This is a genomic window from Natrinema sp. 74, from assembly GCF_046097095.1.
Lineage (GTDB): Archaea > Halobacteriota > Halobacteria > Halobacteriales > Natrialbaceae > Natrinema.
On sequence record NZ_CP175698.1, the window covers coordinates 2,898,278 to 2,920,048 of the forward strand.

Genomic DNA, 21,771 nt, shown 5'->3' on the forward strand with positions numbered 1-21,771 from the left:
CCGGCCGCGGATCACCGATACAATCCGTTGGCGATAACCGTACACGCCCGCTCGTCTCCGCAGGCGTTTTTATATTTGACTCCGTACCGAAGGGCACAGGTATGGGAGTCCGGCCACCATCGAGCGGAGACGACGAGGAACCTGACAGTATCGAGTTCGGCATCGCCGCCGTCGACGCCCGTCTCAGAGAGTCCGATCTCTCATTTCCGGCCACGAAAGACGACGTTCGTGCCGAGCTCGGCCACGAGCGCATCCCCTACGACGTACACGGCAACGACGTGTCGCTGGGCGAAATGCTCGATCGCGTCCCGACGACCCGGTTCGACTCCCGGCAGGAACTGTTGAACCAGCTCCATCAGCCGTTCGAGGAGTACCGCCGAAACAGCTCGAGCGGCGTCGTCGCACAGGTCCGCTCGCTACTGCCGTTCTGACCGCGTCTGTCGTCGTGACGTCGCGTTTTGTTTCACTCGTCGCGCGCCTCGCGCGCGATCCGCTCGAGCCGGCGTCGCTGCTCGCGGTGGAGAGTCACGAGCATGTCCGAGAGGACGCCGAACATGAGCAACTGGACGCCGAGGATGATCGCGGCGGCCGAGACGACGGCCATCACCTCGTGGCTCTGGTGGAATTGCACCCACTCCCAGAGGACGTACATCGCGATAAGAGCCCCAGCGATGATGCCGCTGATACCGAGACTACCGAAATAAAAGAGGGGGTTGTTCGTCTTGGCCAGCGAGTACAACGCCAGTAGGATCGTCCCGCCGTCTCTGACCGGGTGAAGGTTGGTCTCGGACTCGTCAGGTCGCGCGCGGTAGCTGATCGGGACAACCGTCGTCTCGATCCCGTGTTTCACGCACTCGACGGCCAGTTCGGTCTCGATCGTAAAGCCGTCCGAATCGAGCGAGAGGCGCTCGAACGAGTCGACGGTAAACGCCCGGTAGCCTGAGAGGATGTCCTCGTAGTTGGCCCCGTGGACGAAGCCGAACGCGCGATTGATCATCCGATTGCCAAAGCCGTTCAACGTACGCATCGCATCGTCGTCCATGTCCGCAAAACGGTTACCGATCACGTGCTCGTAGCCCCGCGACAGCGGCTCGATCATCTTGTCTGCGTCGGCCGGCTCGTAGGTCCCGTCGCCGTCGAGCATCAGGACGTACGGCACCGTCACGTACTCGAGGGTCTCGCGGACGGCCTGACCCTTCCCCGTGCCCGACTGGACGAACACCTCCGCGCCGTGCTCGCGGGCGATCTCACGGGTGTCGTCCGTCGAGTCGCCGTCGACGACGACGACGTTCTCGTATCCCTCATCGCGGAAGCCCTCGATCACGTCCCCGATCGTGGCCGCCTCCTCGAGCGTCGGGATGAGCACGCAGACCTCGTCGGGCGTGATCTCGCTGGCCTCCTCGCCCACGGCGACGGCCTCGCCGCCGTCCGAGAGAACGCTCGAGTCCGCACACACCGCGTCGTCTTCCATCGGGGGGTACTCCCCCGCCGACCCGCAAAAGGCTACTGATTGACTAGTGGCGGATATTTACGTCCATATTCGACTAGAACTGGAACCGCGTCTGTGATTTGTTCGCCACTGAATCAGTGGGTTCTCGTGACCTTACCAAGTCATCCCCTCGTAGACCTCGAGGGCATCCCGATCAACGTCGATCCGGCGGCCGTCGACGACGACCGGCCGGGCCATCCCCTTAAAGGTGAGGTCGTCGAACTCGGGCCAGTCGGTCGCGACGACGGCTCCGGCGGCGTCCGCAAGTGCGGTGTCGGCGGAGTCGGCGTACTCGAGCTCTGGATAGTCGGGTCGGACGTTCTCGATCGCGACCGGATCGTAGGCAACGACCGTCGCGCCGCGCTCGCGGAGGTGGTCGATCACGTCCAGCGCGCGCGACTTGCGCACGTCGTCGGTGCCAGGCTTGAAGGAGAGTCCGAGGACTGCGATGCGGGCCCCCTCGAGGGCGACGTGCTCTTCGAGCAGGTCGACGAGCCGGCGGGGCTGGTCGTCGTTGACGTCGACCACTGCGTCGAGCAGTTCGGGCTCGTACCCCTGTTCACGCGCCCCGGCCCGCAGGGCGTTCACGTCTTTTGGGAAACAGGAGCCACCCCAGCCGAGTCCCGAGCGCATGAAGCGGTCGGAGATCCGGTCGTCGAGGCCGACCGCCTCGAGGACCTCGTAGGCGTCCGCGTCGTACTCCGTCGCGATGTTGCCCAGTTCGTTGACCAGCGAGACCTTGGCCGCGAGGAAGGCGTTGTTCGCGTACTTGATGAGTTCGGCCTCGCGAATGTCGGTCTCGACGAGGTCCGTCTCGTCTCGTTCTAAGATAGGGGCGTACAGTTCGCGCAGGGTGGTGGCCGCCTCGTCGCTCGCCGTGCCGAGGACGACCTTGTCTGGCTCGAGGAAGTCCTCGACGGCGGTCCCCATCCGGAGGAACTCGGGGTTCATCGCGACCTCGATCCCTTCGCCGATCGGGGTGCCGGATTCGGCCTCGAGGATCGGCGCGACGACCTCTTCGGTCGTGCCCGGGAGGACCGTGCTCTTGACGACCACGAGGTGGTCGTCGTCTTTGGACTCGAGCGCACGGCCGAGCGACTCCGCACCGGCGCGCATAATGGCGAGGTCGAGACTGCCATCCTCGGTCTGGGGCGTGGGGAGACAGAGGAAGGTGACGTCGGTGTCGCGGACCTCGTCGTAGTCTGTCGTCGCGCGGAGGGTGGTTCCCGCGTGGTCGGCGATCCGTTGCTCGAGGCCCGACTCGTGGATTGGAGCCTCGCCGGCGTTGATGCTGTCGACGATGTCCTCGTCGATTTCGATGTTCAGTACGTTGTGGTCGAGGTCTGCGAGGCAGGCGGCGATCGTCGTGCCGACGTAGCCGCTGCCAACGATGGAGACGTTCATAGGATTGGGGAAGGGAAGTGGTGATTAGTCGCTTTTGGGTTGGGACTACTTGCGTGTCGAGCGAACGATCAGTACGCTACTGTGTCGGCGGCTTCTCTTCCTCTTGTCCCCTGTGTTCTGCAAGCCACTCCTCGGCCCGTTCGCGGTCTTCCGGATAGCCGACGTCGATTCGTTTGCCGTCCATACGAATCGCGTCGATCGTCCGTCCGGACTGGATGAGCAAGTCGATCGCGTCAGGAAGCTCGTACTCGCCGCGGTCCGAGGGCTGCACGAGGTGGCAGGCGTGGAAGATCTCCGGTGTAAAGGTGTAGAACCCGGTCATGACGAGGTTTGATGGCGGGTCGTCGGGTTTTTCGACTACTTCGATGATCTCACCGTACTCGTTAGTGTCGAGGACACCGTATCTCGAGGCCTCCTCGTAGGGGACTTCCTCAACGAGGAACGCGGCGTCGGCTCGTTCTTCCTGCTGGCGGTTGATCACATCGCTGAGGTTCGCCCGGAAGATATTGTCGCCGAGCATGAGCACGAAGTCACTGTCGATATGCGGTTCGGCCTGGAGGATGGCGTGGGCGAGCCCAAACTGTTCGCGTTGATGGGCATAGGTGATCGGAGTACCGCGGTACTCATCGCCGTAGCGCTCAATAATCTTCTCTTTCATGTATCCGACGACGACGACGAACTCGGTGATGCCGATGTCGATCAGGTTATCGAAGACATCCTCGATGAGGGGTTTTCCGTCGACCTCAACGAGTACCTTGGGCTTATCTTCGGTGAGCGGCCGAAGGCGAGTTCCTTTTCCAGCGGCCAGCACAACTGCTTGCATAGCGATGGTAACTGTAGTCGGGTAATATATGCTTTTGGGCACAGAAATTGAGTATTGTCTGATAGGTATGAGAACGAGGATCAGAATTCTCTATGTCCTGGTTCGGTTTCTCTTTTCGTCATCACTTCGGTTAAGGTTCTCCTCCCCCTGACGCTATCTTTTTGTATTTGTCTCACCGACCCCGAAAGGACTCCCCAATTATGCCTGTAAGTGATTCAACGGTCGTGTTACTCGGAGACTATGATTACGAGTATCCCCGAGAAACTAATATTCGAGAAGGCCTTGAACGCCATAATGTTGATGTTCTAGAGTGTACGTTTTCCACCGAGCAGCGTTTTATTGGACTGACAAAGATCCTCCTGATGCCGTTGTTTTATGCCCGTGTCGTTTACAAGATGATAGGTATCACGAAAAACAATGAGGTAGATGCTATATTTGTGACGAAATTTAACCCACTTATACTCCCTCTCGCGTGGATGTGTTCACAGAAACTTCGCTGTCCACTCGTCTACGATCTATTTGTCTCGTTATATAGAACTGCAGAAATGCGAGATGTGAATCCATTACTCGTTAAACTACTTTTCGTAATTGAATATCTATTGATTAGGTTCCCCGACTTCCATACCGTCGGTACAGATCAGTTCATAGATCTATACTCTGAGATGTATTCGATTCCAGCAGAACGGTTTATTCGTCTTCCACCGGGTGCTGACGAGGAGTGGTATTACCCGCTAAATGAGTCAAAACGAGACGAATTTACAGCACTCTATTGGGGTAATTTCCTTCCACACCACGGTGTTGAGACGATCATTGACGCTGCCGAGCAGTTGCAACGTCGTGACGTAGATGATATCTCTATCGTATTCGTCGGAAAAGGGCCGGAGAAGGAAGCAACGGAAACTGCCGCTGAAGCGCGTGAACTTGACAACGTTCGCTTCGAAGGTTTCGTTTCGATGGAAGCTCTCCAACAATGGATTGCCACTTCTCACGTTTGTCTTGGAGTGTTCTCTTCGGACAAGCGCGCGATGGCAAGTATCACGAATAAGGTGAGTGAAGGAGTTGCAATGGCGAAAGCCGTTATTACTGAGCGGTCTCCTGCCATCGAAGAATGGTTCGAACATGAGGAAAATATATATCTCGTTCCTCCGGAAGATGGCGACGCTCTTGCTGACGCAATTATTGATTGCAAGCGCAATCCGGAATTGATTGAAGACCTCGAAACTGGAGCATACGAGGTCTTTAAATCGGAGTTTTCGCAGAAGAAGATCGGAAAAATACTCGTCGAAGAATTAGAACTATAATACTATCTCGACAAAGACGGCTTGTCGTTCCGGTGAGTATAAGAGGGGAGTTCCCCGAATGCGCATATGGACTGGGCCGACTCCAACATTCTGGTTACCGGCGGTGCAGGATTTATCGGTAGCCATCTGGTCGATGAATTACTTCGCCGCGACGCAAACGTCGTTGTCGCAGACGACTTCTCGCGAGGTAACCTCGACAACATAGAACACGTCATTACGCAGATTGAGTTACGACCTGTTGACCTTACAACTCGCGCCGGTGCAATTCGAGCGACTGAGGATATCGATTACGTCTTCCACCTCGCTGCAAGCGTTGGAGGGATCCACTATATCCAGCGCGAAAACGTCGGTGGACTAACGCCAAGCGTATTAATGAACCAGCAACTTCTCGAGGGAGCCCGAATCAACGATATCGAGAAGTTCTTGTTCGCTTCGAGCGCCTGCATCTACCGTCAAGAACACGATGATCTGAATCAGTTTTCCGAAGACCAAGCTATTCCCGCTGATCCACACAGCACCTACGGGTGGGCGAAAGTACTCGGCGAAGTGGCCTGCCAAGCGTACCACGAGGATTGTGATATCGATACGGCGATGGTCCGCATTTTCAACTGTTACGGACCTCGAGAGAATCTCGATCCAGACAGCAGTCACGTAATCCCGTCGCTGTGCCGGAAGGTTATCGAAGAGCCTGACGGTGGCTCCATCGAACTGTTCGGTGATGGCAGCCAACAGCGCGGATTCATTTTCGTAACGGATCTCGTCGACGGCATGATCCGTGCAATCGAGTCGAAAGCAGACGGTGAACCGATCAACCTGGGGAACAGCGAAGAGGTCGTCACGATGAACGAGCTTGCGGAAACGATAATCGGGATTAGCGGAAAGGACATCGATATCGAGCACGATCTCTCAATGCCAACTGGGACAGACAAGTACGCAGCAGACACAACAAAGATGCAAAAGGCACTCGACTGGACACCGAATACGACTCTCGAAGCCGGCCTTGAAGAAGTTTATGAGTGGGCTGTCGAGGAATTAGATGCGGAAGAGAAGGCGTTTGCAGGGGTGACCTCCAAATGAGTTTCAACGGGGAAACCGTACTCGTTACTGGCGGTGCATCGTTCATCGGCAGTCACCTCGTTGAAGAACTCGTCGACGATGGCGCTGACGTGCGTGTCGCTGACGATCTCTCGAGCGGCGAAACAGAGAATCTCGCAGCGGTTCAAGACGAGATCGAATTCCTGGATGGAAACCTCAAAGACCGCTCGTTTGCCAACACAGCTACCGAAGGGATCGATCGGCTCTTCCACCTAGCTGCCGATCACGGCGGCCGCGGATACATTTCGAACTATCCGGCAAACTGCGCGACGAACATGGCCCTCGACAACATCGTGTTCGAGTCGGCCGTCCAAAACGGCGTCGAGAAGATCACGTTCGCCTCAAGCGCGTGTACGTATCCGACGGACATCCAGCAGGAACGGCAGCGCCTGCAGGAAGACATGGTGAGTTTCGACGAGCGTGGTGGTGCCTATGCCGACGAGACTTATGGGTGGGCGAAACTAATGGGCGAGCGTTCACTACAGGCGTTTCACGAACAGTATGGTGTCGACGCGAGCGCTGTTCGCATCTTCACGGCGTACGGTCCTCGAGAGAACGAAACGCACGCAATCATCGCACTCATCGCGAAAGCGTACGCCGAACAAGATCCCTACCAGATTTGGGGCGACGGTGAACAGACCCGCAACTTCACCTACGTGAAAGACATCACGAAAGCTCTCCGTCTCGCCAACGAGAACATCACGGACGGCACCCCAGTGAACGCGGGTATCGCCGACTATATCTCGATTAACGAGGTGGTCGACGCCATTTTCGAGCGACTCGACTGGCACCCTGAATCGATCAACCACATGACCGACAAACCGGTCGGCGTCCGCCACCGAGCCGCCGACACGACTCGAGCGGAAGAACTGCTCGGGTGGACACCCGAATACACGCTCGAAGAGGGACTCGCCGAGACGATTGACTGGTACACCGGCCATCGCGACAAGGAGTACGTCCGCGAGAATCTCGAGACGCTGCTTCACGAGCGATAAACCGTCGCTACAAATATTGTCCGTCCGAGTAGGACCAACAAAGAAATTAGATCAGTCGGCCCACAGCTGGTGTGATACTATCAACATGAGGCTAGGTCAAAAATCCGCCATTCATTTCGCTTCTAGGATCGTCGCGTCCGCCCTCGGATTCATCGCGACTGTGTATATTGCTAGACTGCTCGGGGCCGATGCCCTCGGTATTTATTCGGTAGCATTGTCGGTCGTGTCATGGCTGGGGATCGTTGGGAGCATGGGGATTACAGCTGCAGTAAAGAAACGAGTAAGCGAACTTGAAGAACCGTCAGCACATGCCCTTGCTGGCGTATTGTCTGCAGGAGTGCTGTTCGTCATTCTCACGTTAGCTATTTTCCTGTTTAGAAACGTTGTCAACAGCTATGTTGGATTTCCTGCAGCCAAATATATAGTCGCCATGTTGGCAGTTACGCTGGGGTTCGATCTTATCACAGCAACATTGAACGGACAGCACTTGGTCCATGTTTCTGGATTACTTTCTCCGGTTAAAACTGGCACCCGCGCGGGTTTGCAAATCGGTGCATTAGCTTTCGGCCTTAAGATCGCTGGGTTATTCGGAGGATATATTGCTGGTTACACACTCGTCATTTTGCTTGGATCAATGATCGTGGTGCGGAATTTCGAGCAGGTTATGACGCCAGACAAGCATCACTTTCGGCGAATCGCTTCTTATGCGAAGTTCTCCTGGCTTGGTGGTCTTCGATCACGGGCGTTTAATTGGGTCGATATAGTTGTTCTTGGGCTTTTTGTCAACAGTTCCCTGATTGGCTATTATACAGCGGCGTGGAATATTGCTATGTTTCTCATTCTTTTTGGAACTTCTTTGAGCCAAACTCTCTTCCCCGAAATGAGTAAACTTTCGGCGCAGAACGATCCCGAATCGATCACAGACCTTTTTAACACTTCACTTACCTTCGCAGGCCTATTTCTAATCCCCGGGCTTGTTGGGGGAACTTTACTCGGAGACCAAATATTGCGAATCTATGGTGATGACTTTGCCCAGGCACAGGTCGTTTTATCCATACTCATCGTCGCAGCTCTTATTCAAGCATATCAAGACCAGTTTACGAACGTCCTCAATGCTATTGATCGTCCTGAGCTTGCTTTTCGAGCGAATTTGATATTCATACTATCAAATATTATAACAAATATTTCCCTTATTTATGTCTTTGGATGGGTTGGCGCTGCCGTAGCAACTGCAGGTTCTGTTGCAGTCAGTCTTGGTGTTTCGTATCACTATCTATCTTCGCTAGTGGAATTCCATGTACCCGTAACGAAAATAGCTAGGCAATGGCTTGCTGCGGCAACAATGGGGGGACTCCTTCTTGTCATCCGTTTCTTTGAAAGACACTATACAACTATCGACAATAATACTGCGGAAGTTGTACTCTTAATCATGACGGGCGCGGTGATCTACTTTGCCACTTTACTTGGGATTTCTACGGAATTCCGCAAAACAGTCCGATCAAATGCTCCCTTTTGATTCGAACAACGTATTGTTATGCTTATAAGAATACGTAGAAGGAAGCGATACATCTATTTGGCTTGGCTAAACTACGCTATATAACTATGTCAGAGTTGCCGTTTTCGAAGCGCGTGAAACTTTGGGCAACGAAATTTCCGCTTCGCTTAAATAGGGCGTATTACAGTCGGTTCGGATCGTATGAGTTTAATCCATCTGGGGTAGACATCTTTGATGAAGAGTGGGATACGCTCATTATCCTTGATGCATGTCGATACGATACTTTCGTTGAACTTGCTGACTTGCCGGGGACTCTTGAGCACCGGGAGTCACGTGCATCGACGACCAACGAATTTCTGCAAGCCAATGTTGGAACAAAGGATCTCCGCGATACAGTGTACGTCACTGCACAGCCGAGCATCCACGTCACAGACGGCGTTGATCCAGACTTTCACGCTGTAATCGACTTGTGGGAGGACAACTGGGACGATGAATTGCGGACAGTCCATCCCGAGGTCGTAACCGAGGCGGCGATAAAAGCTCACAACGAGTACCCTCACAAGCGACTTCTCGTCCACTTTCTGCAGCCCCATTATCCGTTTATCGGTCAGATAGGACGTGAGCATTTCAATTACGTCGGGTATGACGATCCAATTGACTCGGATGAGTCGAACGAAAAGTTCTGGGATACAGTCGGAACAAAAATCAATAATGTCCCCGAGCACATCGTCAAAAAGGCATATCGTGAGAACTTGCAGGAAACACTACCCCATGTTGAGGAACTCTTACATGCAGTCCCCGGAAAATCAGTGGTAACTGCAGACCACGGTGAAATGCTCAACGATTGGGCGCGACCGATCCCGTACAAACTCTACGGTCATCCGGAAGGTCTCTACACCCCTGAGCTAGTCAGTGTCCCCTGGCATACATTCACCAATGGCGAACGACGGGACGTGCGACGAACCGACTCCGAGAAGCAAACAGAGATAAATGAAGACGTCGTTCAAGACCGTCTTAAAGATCTCGGATATGCGTAAAGATACCATGAAAGAAACTCCTGACTCAGCGAACGTCGTCCTCATCGTCTGTGATACACTTCGACCCGATATCCTCTCTTGTTACGGCGGCCCTGTAGAGACACCTGGGTTCGATTCGATAGCCGCAGACGGTACGCTATTCGAACGAGCATACGCCGCTGGACCAGGGTCGTCTATCTCTCACGGCGCTCTCTTCACCGGCAAATACCCTTCCGAATCGGGCATCGTTGGACAGGTAGAGGTTCCAGCAAACGAGATAACGATCGCAGAGCACTTCCGGAAGGCGGGATACGATACATTCGGAATTCCTGGCCCGTCCCGCATCGGTTCCGATTGGGGATACGACAAAGGATTTGACACATATCTCGAGAAATGGCGAGACATTCCGTCGGCAGTAACGCTTGAGGATCTTCAGAAGGCTATCGACGATCCGACGCTCGTCGAACCGATGCCGGAACACTTCTACCGGATGGCAAAACAAGGCGACGATAAGCATACGGGATATCTCGTCGATGTCTTCATGAAAAAGCTAGAGCGGGATTTCGACGAGCCATTTTTTGCGTTCGCAAACTTCCCGTTCGTTCACGCACCCTACGATCCCCCTCGACCGTACAAAGAGAAGGCGACGCCGGAGCTAGATCGACCGGCTATCGGTGTACTAGATTGGCTCCCGTGGACGGACGAAACGCTAAACAAAGAGAACGTACGGCTAGACCGCATCCGAGAGGTTCAAACCGGAAACGGTGATCCGAAATTTTTCGCCGACGAGGAGTGGCTCACCGACGAGGAACTAGGCGTTCTTCGGGGGTGGTACCGTGCGTCGGTTAACTACCTCGACACACACATACAACGTCTATGGAACTGGCTCGAGAATAGCGGAAAAGCAGAGAATACAGTTTTCGTCGTTCTGGCCGATCACGGTGAGTATCTCGGGGAACACGGCCTCCTCAAGCACATGTATTTCCACTTCGAAGAGGCCCTCCATGTTCCCCTCATCGTTGCAGGACCAGGAGTCCCCGAAGACGAGATTCGCACAGACTACGTTTCGCTCGTCGATATCTTCGATACGCTCTGTGATCTTGCGGGGATAGCGCGTCCGGACTTTACGTCAGGGCATTCGGTATTCGACGGACGAGAACGGGATGCTGTTTTCGCCGAGAACGGCATCCGCGAACTCCCGGATTTCTACGGCAAACATTTGAGTTCCAAACGTATGGATCAGTTCGAGCGAGGACTGAAATCGATTCGAACCGACGATTTCCTATTTGTTCGTGATTCAAAGGGCGAAGAAACCCTCTACGAACTCCCTGATGAGAAGGAAGTGACTGATCTGGATCCATCGTCCGAACAGTTCGAGCCACTCCGGGACCGTCTTTTCGATGTTCTCGGAACTGAATATACGAGTGATGAAGGATACGGGAACGATATTGACCAGTCCGTCGCAGAAAACCTTCGAGAGCTCGGATACATCGAGTAGTTATGAACGGTGTTTCAACGGTCTCCTCTAAAATATGCAAGTTCGGTCGGACCGTCTACGCTGACCACGTTCGGTCTTACCTTGCTTCACTTCTCTTTGAACGCGGGACTATTTCTACCCTTACTCGGGAGTCGTTGGCGTCCGAAACGAACCCACATGTGGTCCGGACAGTCACCGTCGGAGAAGCAGAGACAGTAGAGCCTTACGAACCACCGTGCGTCGGCACACTTCCGGATGGGATTCGCGAGAAAATACGCCCGTTCGAGCTCAGTGCACCGTTCGTAGCCGAACTCGAAAACGTTCAGTTGATCGGTCCAGACGCATTGCCAATACTCCCCGACGGCTCTGTTGTCCTAGAAGGAGTAGAGGGGAGCTTTGATCGGGCGATGGATGCCTGCATACGATGTTTAGCCGCCGAGAAGATTCCTATCCGACGATCAACGACTTCTGAGTACGAACTGGCAGTATCACTTGCAGGTCCGTGGAGCGATGAATTCTTTCACTGGTTCGTGGAGTATCTTCCGCGTATAATATCAATAGAGAGATATAGTGAACAATTTGAGGTTGAACCCGTTTATTTTATACCTGCTGATGCACCGAAGTGGCTGTTACGTTCGCTGGAACTCTTCGGCGTTTCGGACGACGATCTCGTGCCGTGGTCGTCTGGCCGTGTGGATGTTCAACGCTTACTTCTTCCGTCTTTATTACGGCAGACGGAGACAACTGCCTCGTCAGCGGGATACGTCAACTCTCCAAGCGGGGTTCATCAGGTGAGCAAGCGACTACGCGGGTCTGTATCGCAAACGCATAAACGGACTGATGTCGGTTCTCATTTGTATGTTTCTCGCGAGGGTGCGCACGCACGGAAGATCGTTAACGAGGATAAATTACACCCTTTCCTTGACGCATACGCGTTTGATGTCGTTCATCCAGAGGAGTGGTCACTTGACGAACAGATAGCTACGTTTGCGAACGCCACCGTTATTGCAGGACCGCATGGCGGCGGCCTAACGAACGCGATGTATGCATCGGATCCGACGATTCTAGAACTATTCGGCTCAAACGATAATCCGTGTTATTTCGCCTTATTTGCGGGTAGCGGATTAGAATACGGACTTGTAAAGGGGGACAGTGTTGGGCCTAATATATATATTGATCCGTCTGATTTTGAACAGCTATGCGATCGTCTGATTCGGTAACTTTAGATCTGATCTTCGAAATAGTCGATAGTCCGTTTTAGTCCTATCTCGAGGCCGACTGTCGGATCAAAATCGAACAGTTGGTCTGATTTTGACAGATCAGGACGACGTCGGGTAGGATCATCTTCCGGAAGCGGTTCGTACGTAATACCACTTTCCGTTTTGGAAACCTCGAGTATTGTCTTCGCAAGCTCTTTGATGGTGATCTCACGGTCGTTCCCCAAATTAACCACATCGCCCGCCATTTCGTCTATTTTCATTATTTGACGTATCCCCTGAACAAGATCGGAAACATAACAGAAAGAGCGTGTTTGCGTACCGTCTCCGTATACCGTGAGATCGTCACCGCGGATCGCCTGAGTAAGGAAGTTTGGGATAACCCGCCCGTCGTCAGCTCGCATACGGGGGCCGTATGTGTTGAATATTCTCACTGTCCGTACATCAAGATCATATTGGTTGTGATATGCGACGGTAAGCGTCTCGCCGAATCGCTTCGATTCATCGTAGCAGCCCCGTGGACCGCGGATGTTTACGTTTCCATTGTAGGACTCCGTCTGAGGGTGGACTTTTGGATCGCCGTATACTTCGCTAGTCGATGCGAACAGCATCGTCGCGTCATGGTCAACTGCGTAGTCGAGGAGATTTTTCGTTCCTTTCGTGTTCGTCAATGCGATTCGCACTGGATATTGCTGAAAATCTTTCGGAGAAGCACGGGAAGCAAGATGATAGACCTCGTCAACCGGGGGTAAGTCAAGCGGCTCACGGATATCCGCCTCGATCGTTTTGAAGTCATCTCTCTCGGTTAGGTGTGAGAGGTTTTCCGGCCTTCCGCTTCCGAAATTATCGAGACAAAAAACGTCGTAGTCATCCTCCAGAAGTGATTCACATAGGTGGCTCCCGACAAAGCCGCCACCGCCAGCCACAAGTGCGGACTGCGAATTCATACCGCGATTAATTCACCCGGGATACTTATCCCGTTCGAAATTCCAAAGAGAATTCTTTTTGCCATTCCGGAATTCCCGTTCATGCATGGCAGAATCGCTGCGAGTTCTCCTTGTAACGGTAGACTATCCGCCGCCACCAGGTGGCATTCAAACTATCGTAAAAAACCTCGAGAGAGGCTTGAAACAGCTAGGTCACGAGGTAGAGGTTCTTCACGTTGATCGCGGAGACTTTGACTGGTTGGTGAGTGATTTAGTTCCACGACCGCAGTGGTACTATTCGATCGATGGTATCACCTCTCGGGACTACATTTATATGAACGCCGTCTATCGGCGAACCGTTGACGCGATTACCACATTTGATCCCGACATTGTCCACGGGATGCACGTGATGGACTGGCCTGCAATCGTCGCGGCTCGAGAACAGGAGATTCCAACGGTGCTCTCGACGTACGCGCTGGAGTTAGGGAACCGTCCTTTGGCCGCTCGAGCGACTCGAGATGTCGACATCGTTCATGCTCTCACTGAATTTACGGAATCGCTGGTAGTCAATGTCGCACCGGATACGGTACGAACGGAGATCATTCCGCCGTCAATCGACATCGACGAATATCAGCGTACGGTTCGAGAGACGAATACCAACGGACGTGGACCGGTGGTTACGATGTCACGGTTCGTCGACCGAAAGAACATCGAGACGGTGATCAAAGCCTGGACGCAACTTGATAACGATGTTCGGGACGGGCGGGAACTCGTCGTGGCGGGAGATGGGACAAATCGAGAGGAGTTAGAGCAACTCGTTTTCGGAAGAGACGATGTCCGCTTCCCCGGATGGGTCAACGGTGAAGAGAAACGTAAATTACTTGCGGAGGCCGATGCATTTGCGATGGTCCCTCATCGAGATGGTTACGACGTGGAAGGATTTGGAATCGTATATATTGAGGCGCAAGCAGCCGAAACTCCTGTCGTCGGGTCGAAACACGGTGGTGCACCGGAGGCAATCGACGATGCGGGTATCGTTGTCGACGACGAAGATGATCCAGAAACGGTCGCTGATGCTCTCCGAACATTGCTCGTAGACGAAACTGTTCGAACGACCAAGCTCTCGAACGCCGCTGATCGGATTCGAGACTTTGATATCTCAACTGTAGCAGAAAGTCACGTCGAAATGTACAATAGCGTCCGATAAACAGTACGCTTTTTGGCCTCAGATTCTCTCTTTGTTCTATGAGTCGGCCTTCACAGGTTTTGGTCACAGGCGGCGCCGGGTTTGTCGGTAGTCACGCCGCGGAGTTCTATGCAGAACGGGATACCGAAGTAACTGTATATGACAATATGAGCCGCGTTTCATCCCTCAAAACAGCCGACGAAACGAGAGATACCGGGTCTTTTAACCGAAACTACCTCAAGGAGAACTATCCCAATATTTCTTTCGTCGATGGTGATGTTCGCGATCGCGACCAGCTCTTTGATGTCGTTGAAGGCCACGATGCGATCGTCCATACCGCCGGACAAGTAGCGGTAACTGCCTCTTTGGAGGAGCCACATTATGATTTTCAGGTGAACGCAGAAGGGACGTTTAACGTCTTAGATGCTGCTTCGTCGGCAGAAAGTGATCCAGCGGTTGTATTCGCCTCAACCAACAAGGTGTATGGCGACAACGTAAATGGGATTTCGGTGAGAGAAGAAGATACGAGATATTGGTATGATACTCCGGAGTATGATGGTGGCATTCCCGAGTCCCTCTCTATCGATGACTGCGAACATACACCCTATGGCGTGTCGAAGCTAGCCGGTGATCTCTACGTTCAAGATTACGCCACACGGAACAAGGTGGATGCAGCCGCGTTTCGAATGAGCTGCATCTATGGTCCCCGACAGTTCGGAAACGAGGATCAAGGATGGGTTGCTCACTTCGCAATCAGCGCGAAACGAGCGGAACCGATTACCATCTTCGGGGACGGAAAACAGGTTCGGGATGTCCTCTATGTAACTGATTTGATCCGCGCCTACGATGCGTTCCTCTCTGATCCGACAGACAAACCAGCCGTATTCAACATGGGGGGTGGACCGGGGAACACGACGAGTCTCGTCGAACTCCTCAATCTTCTGGAGAGGGATCACGGGTGGACGACGGATGTAACTTACGACGAGTGGCGGGAGGGCGACCAGAAGGTGTACGTGTCGGATATCTCTCGAGCGAAAGAGTATCTTAACTGGGAGCCGCAAGTCGATTTTGACGACGGTATCACGCGGTATGCAGAGTGGCTCTCGGGTGTTGAGTAACCCATGTCCTCGTTGAGCAGTCCGGTCGCAATCTTCGTCTTTAATCGGCCTGAGACGACCGAGAAAGTCTTCGAAACGATCCGAGACGTTGAGCCTGACACGCTTTATGTTGTGGCCGATGGCCCGCGTGCGGACATCGCTAGCGATCGAGAAAATTGTCAACGGACGCGCGCGATAACAGAGTCAATCGACTGGGACTGTACAGTCCATCGTGAATACGCGACTGAAAACCTCGGTCTAAAGCAACGGTTCGTAACTGGTCTTGAAACGATTTTCTCGAACGAGGATCGTGCAATTATTCTAGAAGACGATTGTGTGCCAAATCGGAGTTTTTTCAGATTCTGTGACATAATGCTGGAAGAGTACGAAGGTGATAAACGGATTTGGGATATCAGCGGGACGAATTATCTAGGAGAATGGCAGTCTGAACAACAGGATTATCATTTCTCGTACTACGGTGGGATTTGGGGCTGGGCCACTTGGCGACAAACGTGGGAGAAGTACGACCCGGAAATGGATCTTTGGGGCCAAGAAACGGTGAAACGCCGTCTCCAGGATGTTCTTGCTAGCAGGAGCCAGTACGAGTATCTACGGACAGTATACGAGCGGACGTATGAGGGAGAGATTGAGACCTGGGACTACCAATGGGGATTCGCGAGACATATCAACTCTGGACTCTCTGTCGTTCCTGCCCAGAACTTGGTAACAAACGTTGGGTTCGGAGATAATGCGACAAACACTACTGACGAAAGTTCAAATATGGCAAACATTCCTAGGGGAAATATTGAATTTCCTATCGATAGTCATGACTACGTAGCTGTCGATCGGAAATTCGATAGGGAGTTTCATAAACTGCGGACGTCATGGTGGGAACGGATAGCTGCACTAAGATACTTCTCTGATGCTGTTTTACGGAGAATCTAGTTTCCATCGGAAATTGCTGTTAATACATGAATGCCTCTGTCTTCGTATTCCGTTTTCTTATCTACGACATTGTACCCAGCGTTTTTTAAAGCGATACGGACATCTGACTCGGGTGAGTCAAATATGCCATGTGTCTCAACGATAATGGTATTCGGTTTTTGAGAAAGGTCGTTAATAATATCAATTTCTGCCCCTTCGCAGTCAAGAATGAGCGCGTCGCACTCTGGAAGTTCATCCGCCGAAACTGTATTTGCGCTACCTGGGTCGCCGTATATATTCATACTTTTTGAAACAACCGCGTGATTTACATTCGTCCATTTAGATACTTGCGCGAGTTCTAGTGTTTCTTGAACAAGCTTTGCCTGGTCCCGACTTCCTTCGTATACCCAGACCTGGCCAGTTGGGCCGGTTGAGTTTGCAGCGACCACGCCGGAAACCCCCCGACCACCACCAACGACGACGCATCTGTCGGAAGTCATAATGGCATTCCGGAGGGCAGAAATAAGTGCTCCTTCATAGTCTGGCTGTTCGTCAGTGATATCAAAAAGTGCCCGATCTCGGACAGGTACACCATTATAGACACCAATCTTTCGTGGAAGATGAGGGCGTATGTAATTGTCATATGCTGAGCGGATTTTCGAATAAAGTATAGATCGTTCCAGAAACGTAGGCCGTTCCATACGTAGCCCAGCGGTGACCGAATATTGATTCCTTCGGTTTCTCACCTAATGATGGGTTCTAACTGTTCCTGTGGAATAATATTTGTCATCCTTATTAATTTAGTCAACGTACTCTTGAAGCCAAATTTCGATTGTAGAAAGTTTCGCAAGCGGATCAATATGGTCCTTTGTAGAAGATAGATGCTCCGTGCGGAGATCGCTTACCGCATCCGCGTTTATGAACTCTCGATACATTACGTCATTGAGATAGGGATCGACAGTATCTTGGAGAATACTACTCTCTCGATACCATTTCCCCTGAAGGGACTGCGAACTCTTTTTTATCCCTTTTTTATACTTCTCGGCCATATCATGTAGGTAAACAGACCTCTTCGGCGGAAAGCCTGTTCGTTCATACGATACTTGTTCAATACCGCTAGCGTGTCGACGAACAAGTTCTAACTTCAGTTTCGACATACTATGGCTGAAGATTCTCCCGTATTCGGCAACAGGGCCCCACCGGTACGCAGGTGGAACAGGGGTTGACTTCTCAATCACGCGGGTATCTGCATGGATACAGCGGAAGCCTGCCACTGTTCTTTCGATATTCCCTCTCGCATGACCGTTCGAATAATAATTCCTAAGTATCAGATCGGTCGACCGTGCATACTCCGTATCATGTTCTGATTTTCTATACTCCGTTGCAATGGTATCTCGTATATCGGGTGCATCGGTTAAGATTTGGTCCGATATGTCTGATGACCAGTACGACGAAAGCTTCTTTATCGGATTACCGCAACAAATATCATGAGGAATATCCTCGCCAAAGAGTTCCCCCTGGCCTGCTCCCCAGAAAACGACATCAAGTTCGTCAGAGAACTGTTTTAGCTTTCCTGATATACCATGGAACTCATGCCATGATTGGAGTCCGCTTGTCCGTCGTATCGCTTCTTCCATGAATTTCGCAGTAGATTGTGGATCATACTCGAGAGATGTATTATCGATCCCAATTCTATCGGCCAACTGCCTTGCAAGCTCGAGATTTACTCCACCGCCAGGATTAGCGTCGTACGTGTACGACGTTAGATCGCTCTCGTACTCCGCTAGTACTCCACTTAATAACCGACTGTCAAGTCCTCCTGAAAGGTATGTTCCTACACGAGCCTCGTCAGGAACAGTTTCCACAGCATCGGATGTCGCGCTGGTAAACGTATTATAAACGTCAGATACGTAGTTTGCGTCCGAAACAGTTGCGTTAAACTGCCAGTACCGTTTTGTTTCAAGTGTGTGATCAGACCACCGAAGATATGAGCTGACTGGAAGACAGTTGATTCCACAGACGAGAGTTTTTTCTCCCCAAGAAAACCCAGTCTGGAGCATCTCACTTATTGCTCGCGTATTGACGCTGGGATCGTCAAGCGCCGGGACGAGTGCACCAGGATGTGTAGAGAAAGCACCTTCGCGATGTGGCGTATAATAGATGGGTCTGGATCCGATCTTGTCAGAGGCAATAATAAGCTCGTCGTCCGTTGCAACGGCTAGTGCAAAGGATCCACTCAACAGAGCGAGAGTTTCATCTGGTTTCTCGACAACTGCTTCAAGAATGCCCTCCAAACTCGCATCACTATTCGGGTGAAGTATGTAGCCATAAACCATGCCTTCGATCCAGTCAGTTGAGACGACGGACCAATCACCCGGATCTCGATCTCCGTGATGATAGAAGCCAAGTTGAAACGTGTCCGTGTGCGACTCATCGTACTCATACCACGATTCATATTGAAACCGCTCTTTAGAGGAGAAGACAGGAGATTTTCCTGTGGAGTCCCCAATCAATTCGACCATCAATCATAGAGGGCGATTCAAAGATGATAAAATCTGGTTTTATCGGACATACCTAAACATACATGAATCCCCACCGAAGACAACCAAAATTAGCCGATCATACCCCGGTAAACACCAAGATATTTCTCAGCAATATCTGCCATTTTGTATTGATCTGCTGCACGCTCTCGTGCCATCTTACCGAGGGAGGAACTCCTCGAATCGTCTTCTATCACCCATCGGATTCCCGTTTGAAGATCATCTATGTCATATGGATCCGCGAGATAACCGCTTTCTTTATGATCAATAATATCCCTCGGGCCAGTTGCATCGAATGCGACGACAGGGGTACCGCATGCAAGTGATTCCGAAACGGTTTGACCGAATCCTTCATACCGCGACGGGACCACCATTGCATCGGCTGCACTATATAATAGTGCAAGGCTAGCATCGTCGTGGAGATACCCGACATAATTCGACGGAAAACCGAAATCGGGCGGTTCCTTTGGCTCGTCGGATCCGAATATCACTACCTCCATCTCCTTGAGTGAGGATGATAGGTTCTTGAGCGCCGCCTGGAGTAGATCTGCGCCTTTGCGGTGATCTCCCATCGGATCCACCGCACCGAACAGTAGAAGGCGTTTTTCAGTCGGTAGATCGAACAACTCCCGCCCCAGCGAGCTATCTCGAGGCTTGTAGATATCAGTATCGAGCGCGTTCGGAATCACTTCAATTCGGTGATTGCCGAATAACGAGCTTCTACGAGCTTGATCGGCCAGCCATGTGCTTGGAGTAACGACCGTTAGATCAAGGTCGTCCCAATGGTGATTCTTCCGATGCCAGGTTAGTCGTGAGAGATCGTAGTCGAAGTTGCTATCGAGTTGTGGACAGGATCCACAGTTTGATTCAAAACCATCACAGCCGTACGCGTAATGACAGCCGCCGGTGAGCGCACTCATATCAGGGAGCCGCCAGACGACTGGTCGGTCGATGTTGCCGATCGATCGGATCGACATCGTTCCTCGTCCCATCCAGTTCAGATGGACGACGTCCGGATCGATTGTCTCAATCCGTCGGTTCATCCGTTCGGGGAGCCAGTTGACCATGAACCCGCTTTGCTCCCCGTAGAGGCGAAGTGGCAGCATGTCCACGTGTGGTCGAGCGAGGCTCCACGCCGTTTCTAGCTTCGACTCCGGACCCGATATCGTGGCATCGCTAGTCGACTTCTCCTGAGCGAGCATGTGGGAATCGACGCCGATCGATCTCAGTGCATGGTGAATCCGTTTCGTCGCCGTCGCTGAGCCGCCGGTATCCGAGGCGTTTACGAGCAGTGGACGAACGTCTATATCTTCGGACATGGTCGAGACGAGGGACGAGCAGCCGAACCAACTGCGTCTACGAGAAGCGTTCTCGGGTTTCGAACAAAAACGTTCTCATCGAACGAATCGATTAAGCACCTCTACTCATGGACATTCACATCTGGCCGCCGCGATAGCTTCGCAAGTAAAGATAGCCAATTTCTGCGAGTTTCGCTCGGGTTCCCCTCGAAGGACGAATTAGACACGTTAGATACCCTCATATGTCCACCCTGGGGAGTTTATATCCATGAGTCGAGTTTATTAACGCTTTCAAAAATTTCGATACTATGGTCATTTCTGATTCGATTTGCCTCCAACCCAGATCGAGGATGAGCGTCGCTTCAAGACCCTCTCATACGGGTTCCATAGCATTGCCGGTCGTGGCCAGCTGTGAGCGGTCGACTCGGAGAACCCCGTATAGATATCCCAGACCGACCGTAACAGTGAAGATGCTAATTGCAATTAACTGTTTCACTTTCGAGATAGATGGGTCAGAGAGGAGTTCCATCAACCGTATCGGAACGAACGTGAACATGAGCTGTGCCAAGTACTGATTCTTGTCCCCCTTTGCTTCGGGCAACAGCAGATCCATAATCCGTTTCGAGTACCCTTGCCAGAACGACCGGCCGACGAGCCACCGAAAATCGCCACGATAGTTGAACAGTTTGTGGTGTACCACTGCGTCAGTGTTGTATATCACACCTTTGCCGTACTTATTTGCCATCCGAATACAAACCGGTGCTTCGTGGGCCTGGATATGGCGGTCGCCCTGCCGACCAGTATTTTCGTCGTATCCCCCAACGCTCAGGAACACGTCGCGCTGAAAGGAGATATTTGAGCCGTAAGTGTTCCGCAGTTCTTCCATATGCTCGCCCATCCCACGTTCGTCACAGCCAACTAACCAGTAGAATTCTTCTGGGAAGAAGTCCGGCTTCTCAGTTACCCAATCTGGTGCGACATGGCCGCCGACTGCGATCGCGTTGGTCTCTTGGTAGACTCGAACTATCTCTGCAATCCAATCTTCCTCAGCAACGGCATCGTCATCAATAAACGCGACGATCTCACCAGACGCGAGTTTTGCCCCCTTCGTCCGACTGTGCGAGATTCCCTGGTTCTCGTTATTGCAGTGGAAAACTGCGTCATCGAGATCGCCGTAGTCTTCTTGAACCTGCTCAAACACGTCTTCATTCCCGTCAACGACGAGCACGACCTCGAGCGGCTCGTACGTCTGTGCGAGGATGCTGTCGACGCACTCGGAAAAGACATCGTAGCGGTCCATCGCGTAGGTACAGATGACGACGGAGACCTTCATCGAAGACGCGTTTCGGTGAGTCGAGAATAAGCCTTTTCCTTCGGGATACTATTTTGCCCGCCACAAATAGATACAATAGACCGTCGCGAGAGCAACACTGTTTGAAGACTGGATATCAAACAGTCGCGAATAGATGACAAGGCTTATTCTTCGCT

General features: G+C 52.3%; 19 protein-coding genes. 11 read left to right on the plus strand and 8 right to left on the minus strand.

The genetic code is table 11. The features are described from left to right. Window positions 1-101 precede the first annotated feature (101 nt). Window positions 102-431 (plus strand): hypothetical protein, encoded by a 330-nt coding sequence (locus ACJ70B_RS14485; protein WP_408957698.1) that lies wholly within the window; start codon window positions 102-104, stop codon window positions 429-431. A gap of 32 nt (window positions 432-463) precedes the next feature. Here the strand turns inward: ACJ70B_RS14485 and aglJ are convergent, their stop codons facing one another. The 3 genes from aglJ to aglF form a co-directional block, all read right to left on the minus strand. Continuing rightward, window positions 464-1,471, minus strand: a complete 1,008-nt coding sequence (gene aglJ / locus ACJ70B_RS14490; protein ID WP_408957699.1) for an S-layer glycoprotein N-glycosyltransferase AglJ — start codon at window positions 1,469-1,471, stop codon at window positions 464-466. 132 nt (window positions 1,472-1,603) lie between these two features. Next, the gene (gene aglM, locus ACJ70B_RS14495) at window positions 1,604-2,893 is read right to left on the minus strand and encodes a UDP-glucose 6-dehydrogenase AglM (protein WP_408957700.1); all 1,290 of its coding nucleotides are present in this window, start codon (window positions 2,891-2,893) and stop codon (window positions 1,604-1,606) included. A gap of 76 nt (window positions 2,894-2,969) precedes the next feature. Further along, complete coding sequence (aglF, locus tag ACJ70B_RS14500) at window positions 2,970-3,716, minus strand: UTP--glucose-1-phosphate uridylyltransferase AglF (RefSeq protein ID WP_408957701.1); 747 nt, start codon at window positions 3,714-3,716, stop codon at window positions 2,970-2,972. A gap of 200 nt (window positions 3,717-3,916) precedes the next feature. Between aglF and ACJ70B_RS14505 the strand changes: the two genes are divergently transcribed. From ACJ70B_RS14505 to ACJ70B_RS14535, 7 genes are all read left to right on the plus strand, one after another. Next, window positions 3,917-5,017, plus strand: a complete 1,101-nt coding sequence (locus ACJ70B_RS14505) for a glycosyltransferase (RefSeq protein ID WP_408957702.1) — start codon at window positions 3,917-3,919, stop codon at window positions 5,015-5,017. A 66-nt stretch (window positions 5,018-5,083) separates the two neighbouring features. Further along, window positions 5,084-6,094: an NAD-dependent epimerase/dehydratase family protein gene (locus ACJ70B_RS14510; protein ID WP_408957703.1), complete on the plus strand. Its 1,011-nt coding sequence runs from the start codon at window positions 5,084-5,086 to the stop codon at window positions 6,092-6,094. Next, window positions 6,091-7,107 carry an NAD-dependent epimerase/dehydratase family protein gene (locus ACJ70B_RS14515; RefSeq protein ID WP_408957704.1) on the plus strand — a complete coding sequence of 339 codons (1,017 nt, stop codon included), beginning with the start codon at window positions 6,091-6,093 and terminating at the stop codon, window positions 7,105-7,107. The genes ACJ70B_RS14510 and ACJ70B_RS14515 overlap by 4 nt, the downstream gene beginning before the upstream one ends. Window positions 7,108-7,192: 85 nt before the next feature. Continuing rightward, window positions 7,193-8,623 carry a flippase gene (locus tag ACJ70B_RS14520; protein WP_408957705.1) on the plus strand — a complete coding sequence of 477 codons (1,431 nt, stop codon included), beginning with the start codon at window positions 7,193-7,195 and terminating at the stop codon, window positions 8,621-8,623. A gap of 86 nt (window positions 8,624-8,709) precedes the next feature. Beyond that, window positions 8,710-9,639 (plus strand): hypothetical protein, encoded by a 930-nt coding sequence (locus ACJ70B_RS14525; RefSeq protein ID WP_408957706.1) that lies wholly within the window; start codon window positions 8,710-8,712, stop codon window positions 9,637-9,639. Then, on the plus strand, window positions 9,632-11,116 hold the full coding sequence (locus ACJ70B_RS14530; protein ID WP_408957707.1) for a sulfatase: 1,485 nt from the start codon (window positions 9,632-9,634) through the stop codon (window positions 11,114-11,116). The genes ACJ70B_RS14525 and ACJ70B_RS14530 overlap by 8 nt, the downstream gene beginning before the upstream one ends. 2 nt (window positions 11,117-11,118) lie before the next feature. After that, a complete protein-coding gene (locus tag ACJ70B_RS14535; RefSeq protein ID WP_408957708.1) occupies window positions 11,119-12,315 on the plus strand; it encodes a glycosyltransferase family 61 protein in 1,197 nt (398 codons plus the stop codon). 2 nt (window positions 12,316-12,317) lie between these two features. On the opposite strand, the gene ACJ70B_RS14540 is transcribed toward ACJ70B_RS14535, so the two are convergent. Continuing rightward, complete coding sequence (locus ACJ70B_RS14540) at window positions 12,318-13,259, minus strand: UDP-glucuronic acid decarboxylase family protein (RefSeq protein WP_408957709.1); 942 nt, start codon at window positions 13,257-13,259, stop codon at window positions 12,318-12,320. Window positions 13,260-13,344: 85 nt separating this feature from the next. Between ACJ70B_RS14540 and ACJ70B_RS14545 the strand changes: the two genes are divergently transcribed. The 3 genes from ACJ70B_RS14545 (at window position 13,345) to ACJ70B_RS14555 (ending at window position 16,466) form a co-directional block, all read left to right on the plus strand. Next, the gene (locus ACJ70B_RS14545; RefSeq protein ID WP_408957710.1) at window positions 13,345-14,445 is read left to right on the plus strand and encodes a glycosyltransferase family 4 protein; all 1,101 of its coding nucleotides are present in this window, start codon (window positions 13,345-13,347) and stop codon (window positions 14,443-14,445) included. A gap of 38 nt (window positions 14,446-14,483) precedes the next feature. Beyond that, window positions 14,484-15,542 (plus strand): NAD-dependent epimerase/dehydratase family protein, encoded by a 1,059-nt coding sequence (locus ACJ70B_RS14550; protein WP_408957711.1) that lies wholly within the window; start codon window positions 14,484-14,486, stop codon window positions 15,540-15,542. A gap of 351 nt (window positions 15,543-15,893) precedes the next feature. Further along, window positions 15,894-16,466: a hypothetical protein gene (locus ACJ70B_RS14555; protein WP_408957712.1), complete on the plus strand. Its 573-nt coding sequence runs from the start codon at window positions 15,894-15,896 to the stop codon at window positions 16,464-16,466. On the opposite strand, the gene ACJ70B_RS14560 is transcribed toward ACJ70B_RS14555, so the two are convergent. From ACJ70B_RS14560 to aglG, 4 genes are all read right to left on the minus strand, one after another. Next, complete coding sequence (locus ACJ70B_RS14560) at window positions 16,463-17,146, minus strand: hypothetical protein (RefSeq protein WP_408957713.1); 684 nt, start codon at window positions 17,144-17,146, stop codon at window positions 16,463-16,465. The genes ACJ70B_RS14555 and ACJ70B_RS14560 overlap by 4 nt on opposite strands. A gap of 99 nt (window positions 17,147-17,245) precedes the next feature. Next, window positions 17,246-18,967, minus strand: a complete 1,722-nt coding sequence (locus ACJ70B_RS14565; protein WP_408957714.1) for an asparagine synthase-related protein — start codon at window positions 18,965-18,967, stop codon at window positions 17,246-17,248. Between the two features lie 89 nt (window positions 18,968-19,056). Beyond that, window positions 19,057-20,304: a glycosyltransferase family 4 protein gene (locus ACJ70B_RS14570; RefSeq protein WP_408957715.1), complete on the minus strand. Its 1,248-nt coding sequence runs from the start codon at window positions 20,302-20,304 to the stop codon at window positions 19,057-19,059. A gap of 352 nt (window positions 20,305-20,656) precedes the next feature. Continuing rightward, a complete protein-coding gene (gene aglG / locus ACJ70B_RS14575) occupies window positions 20,657-21,616 on the minus strand; it encodes a glucosyl-dolichyl phosphate glucuronosyltransferase (RefSeq protein ID WP_408957716.1) in 960 nt (319 codons plus the stop codon). Window positions 21,617-21,771: the final 155 nt, after the last annotated feature.

What these genes read in the sequence shown, in the direction of transcription:
- ACJ70B_RS14485 (WP_408957698.1), top strand. Translation starts at nt 102, where the DNA reads ATGGGAGTCCGGCCACCATCGAGCGGAGACGACGAGGAACCTGACAGT.
- aglJ (WP_408957699.1), bottom strand. Translation starts at nt 1,471, where the DNA reads ATGGAAGACGACGCGGTGTGTGCGGACTCGAGCGTTCTCTCGGACGGC.
- aglM (WP_408957700.1), bottom strand. Translation starts at nt 2,893, where the DNA reads ATGAACGTCTCCATCGTTGGCAGCGGCTACGTCGGCACGACGATCGCC.
- aglF (WP_408957701.1), bottom strand. Translation starts at nt 3,716, where the DNA reads ATGCAAGCAGTTGTGCTGGCCGCTGGAAAAGGAACTCGCCTTCGGCCG.
- ACJ70B_RS14505 (WP_408957702.1), top strand. Translation starts at nt 3,917, where the DNA reads ATGCCTGTAAGTGATTCAACGGTCGTGTTACTCGGAGACTATGATTAC.
- ACJ70B_RS14510 (WP_408957703.1), top strand. Translation starts at nt 5,084, where the DNA reads ATGGACTGGGCCGACTCCAACATTCTGGTTACCGGCGGTGCAGGATTT.
- ACJ70B_RS14515 (WP_408957704.1), top strand. Translation starts at nt 6,091, where the DNA reads ATGAGTTTCAACGGGGAAACCGTACTCGTTACTGGCGGTGCATCGTTC.
- ACJ70B_RS14520 (WP_408957705.1), top strand. Translation starts at nt 7,193, where the DNA reads ATGAGGCTAGGTCAAAAATCCGCCATTCATTTCGCTTCTAGGATCGTC.
- ACJ70B_RS14525 (WP_408957706.1), top strand. Translation starts at nt 8,710, where the DNA reads ATGTCAGAGTTGCCGTTTTCGAAGCGCGTGAAACTTTGGGCAACGAAA.
- ACJ70B_RS14530 (WP_408957707.1), top strand. Translation starts at nt 9,632, where the DNA reads ATGCGTAAAGATACCATGAAAGAAACTCCTGACTCAGCGAACGTCGTC.
- ACJ70B_RS14535 (WP_408957708.1), top strand. Translation starts at nt 11,119, where the DNA reads ATGAACGGTGTTTCAACGGTCTCCTCTAAAATATGCAAGTTCGGTCGG.
- ACJ70B_RS14540 (WP_408957709.1), bottom strand. Translation starts at nt 13,259, where the DNA reads ATGAATTCGCAGTCCGCACTTGTGGCTGGCGGTGGCGGCTTTGTCGGG.
- ACJ70B_RS14545 (WP_408957710.1), top strand. Translation starts at nt 13,345, where the DNA reads ATGGCAGAATCGCTGCGAGTTCTCCTTGTAACGGTAGACTATCCGCCG.
- ACJ70B_RS14550 (WP_408957711.1), top strand. Translation starts at nt 14,484, where the DNA reads ATGAGTCGGCCTTCACAGGTTTTGGTCACAGGCGGCGCCGGGTTTGTC.
- ACJ70B_RS14555 (WP_408957712.1), top strand. Translation starts at nt 15,894, where the DNA reads ATGCTGGAAGAGTACGAAGGTGATAAACGGATTTGGGATATCAGCGGG.
- ACJ70B_RS14560 (WP_408957713.1), bottom strand. Translation starts at nt 17,146, where the DNA reads ATGGAACGGCCTACGTTTCTGGAACGATCTATACTTTATTCGAAAATC.
- ACJ70B_RS14565 (WP_408957714.1), bottom strand. Translation starts at nt 18,967, where the DNA reads ATGGTCGAATTGATTGGGGACTCCACAGGAAAATCTCCTGTCTTCTCC.
- ACJ70B_RS14570 (WP_408957715.1), bottom strand. Translation starts at nt 20,304, where the DNA reads ATGTCCGAAGATATAGACGTTCGTCCACTGCTCGTAAACGCCTCGGAT.
- aglG (WP_408957716.1), bottom strand. Translation starts at nt 21,616, where the DNA reads ATGAAGGTCTCCGTCGTCATCTGTACCTACGCGATGGACCGCTACGAT.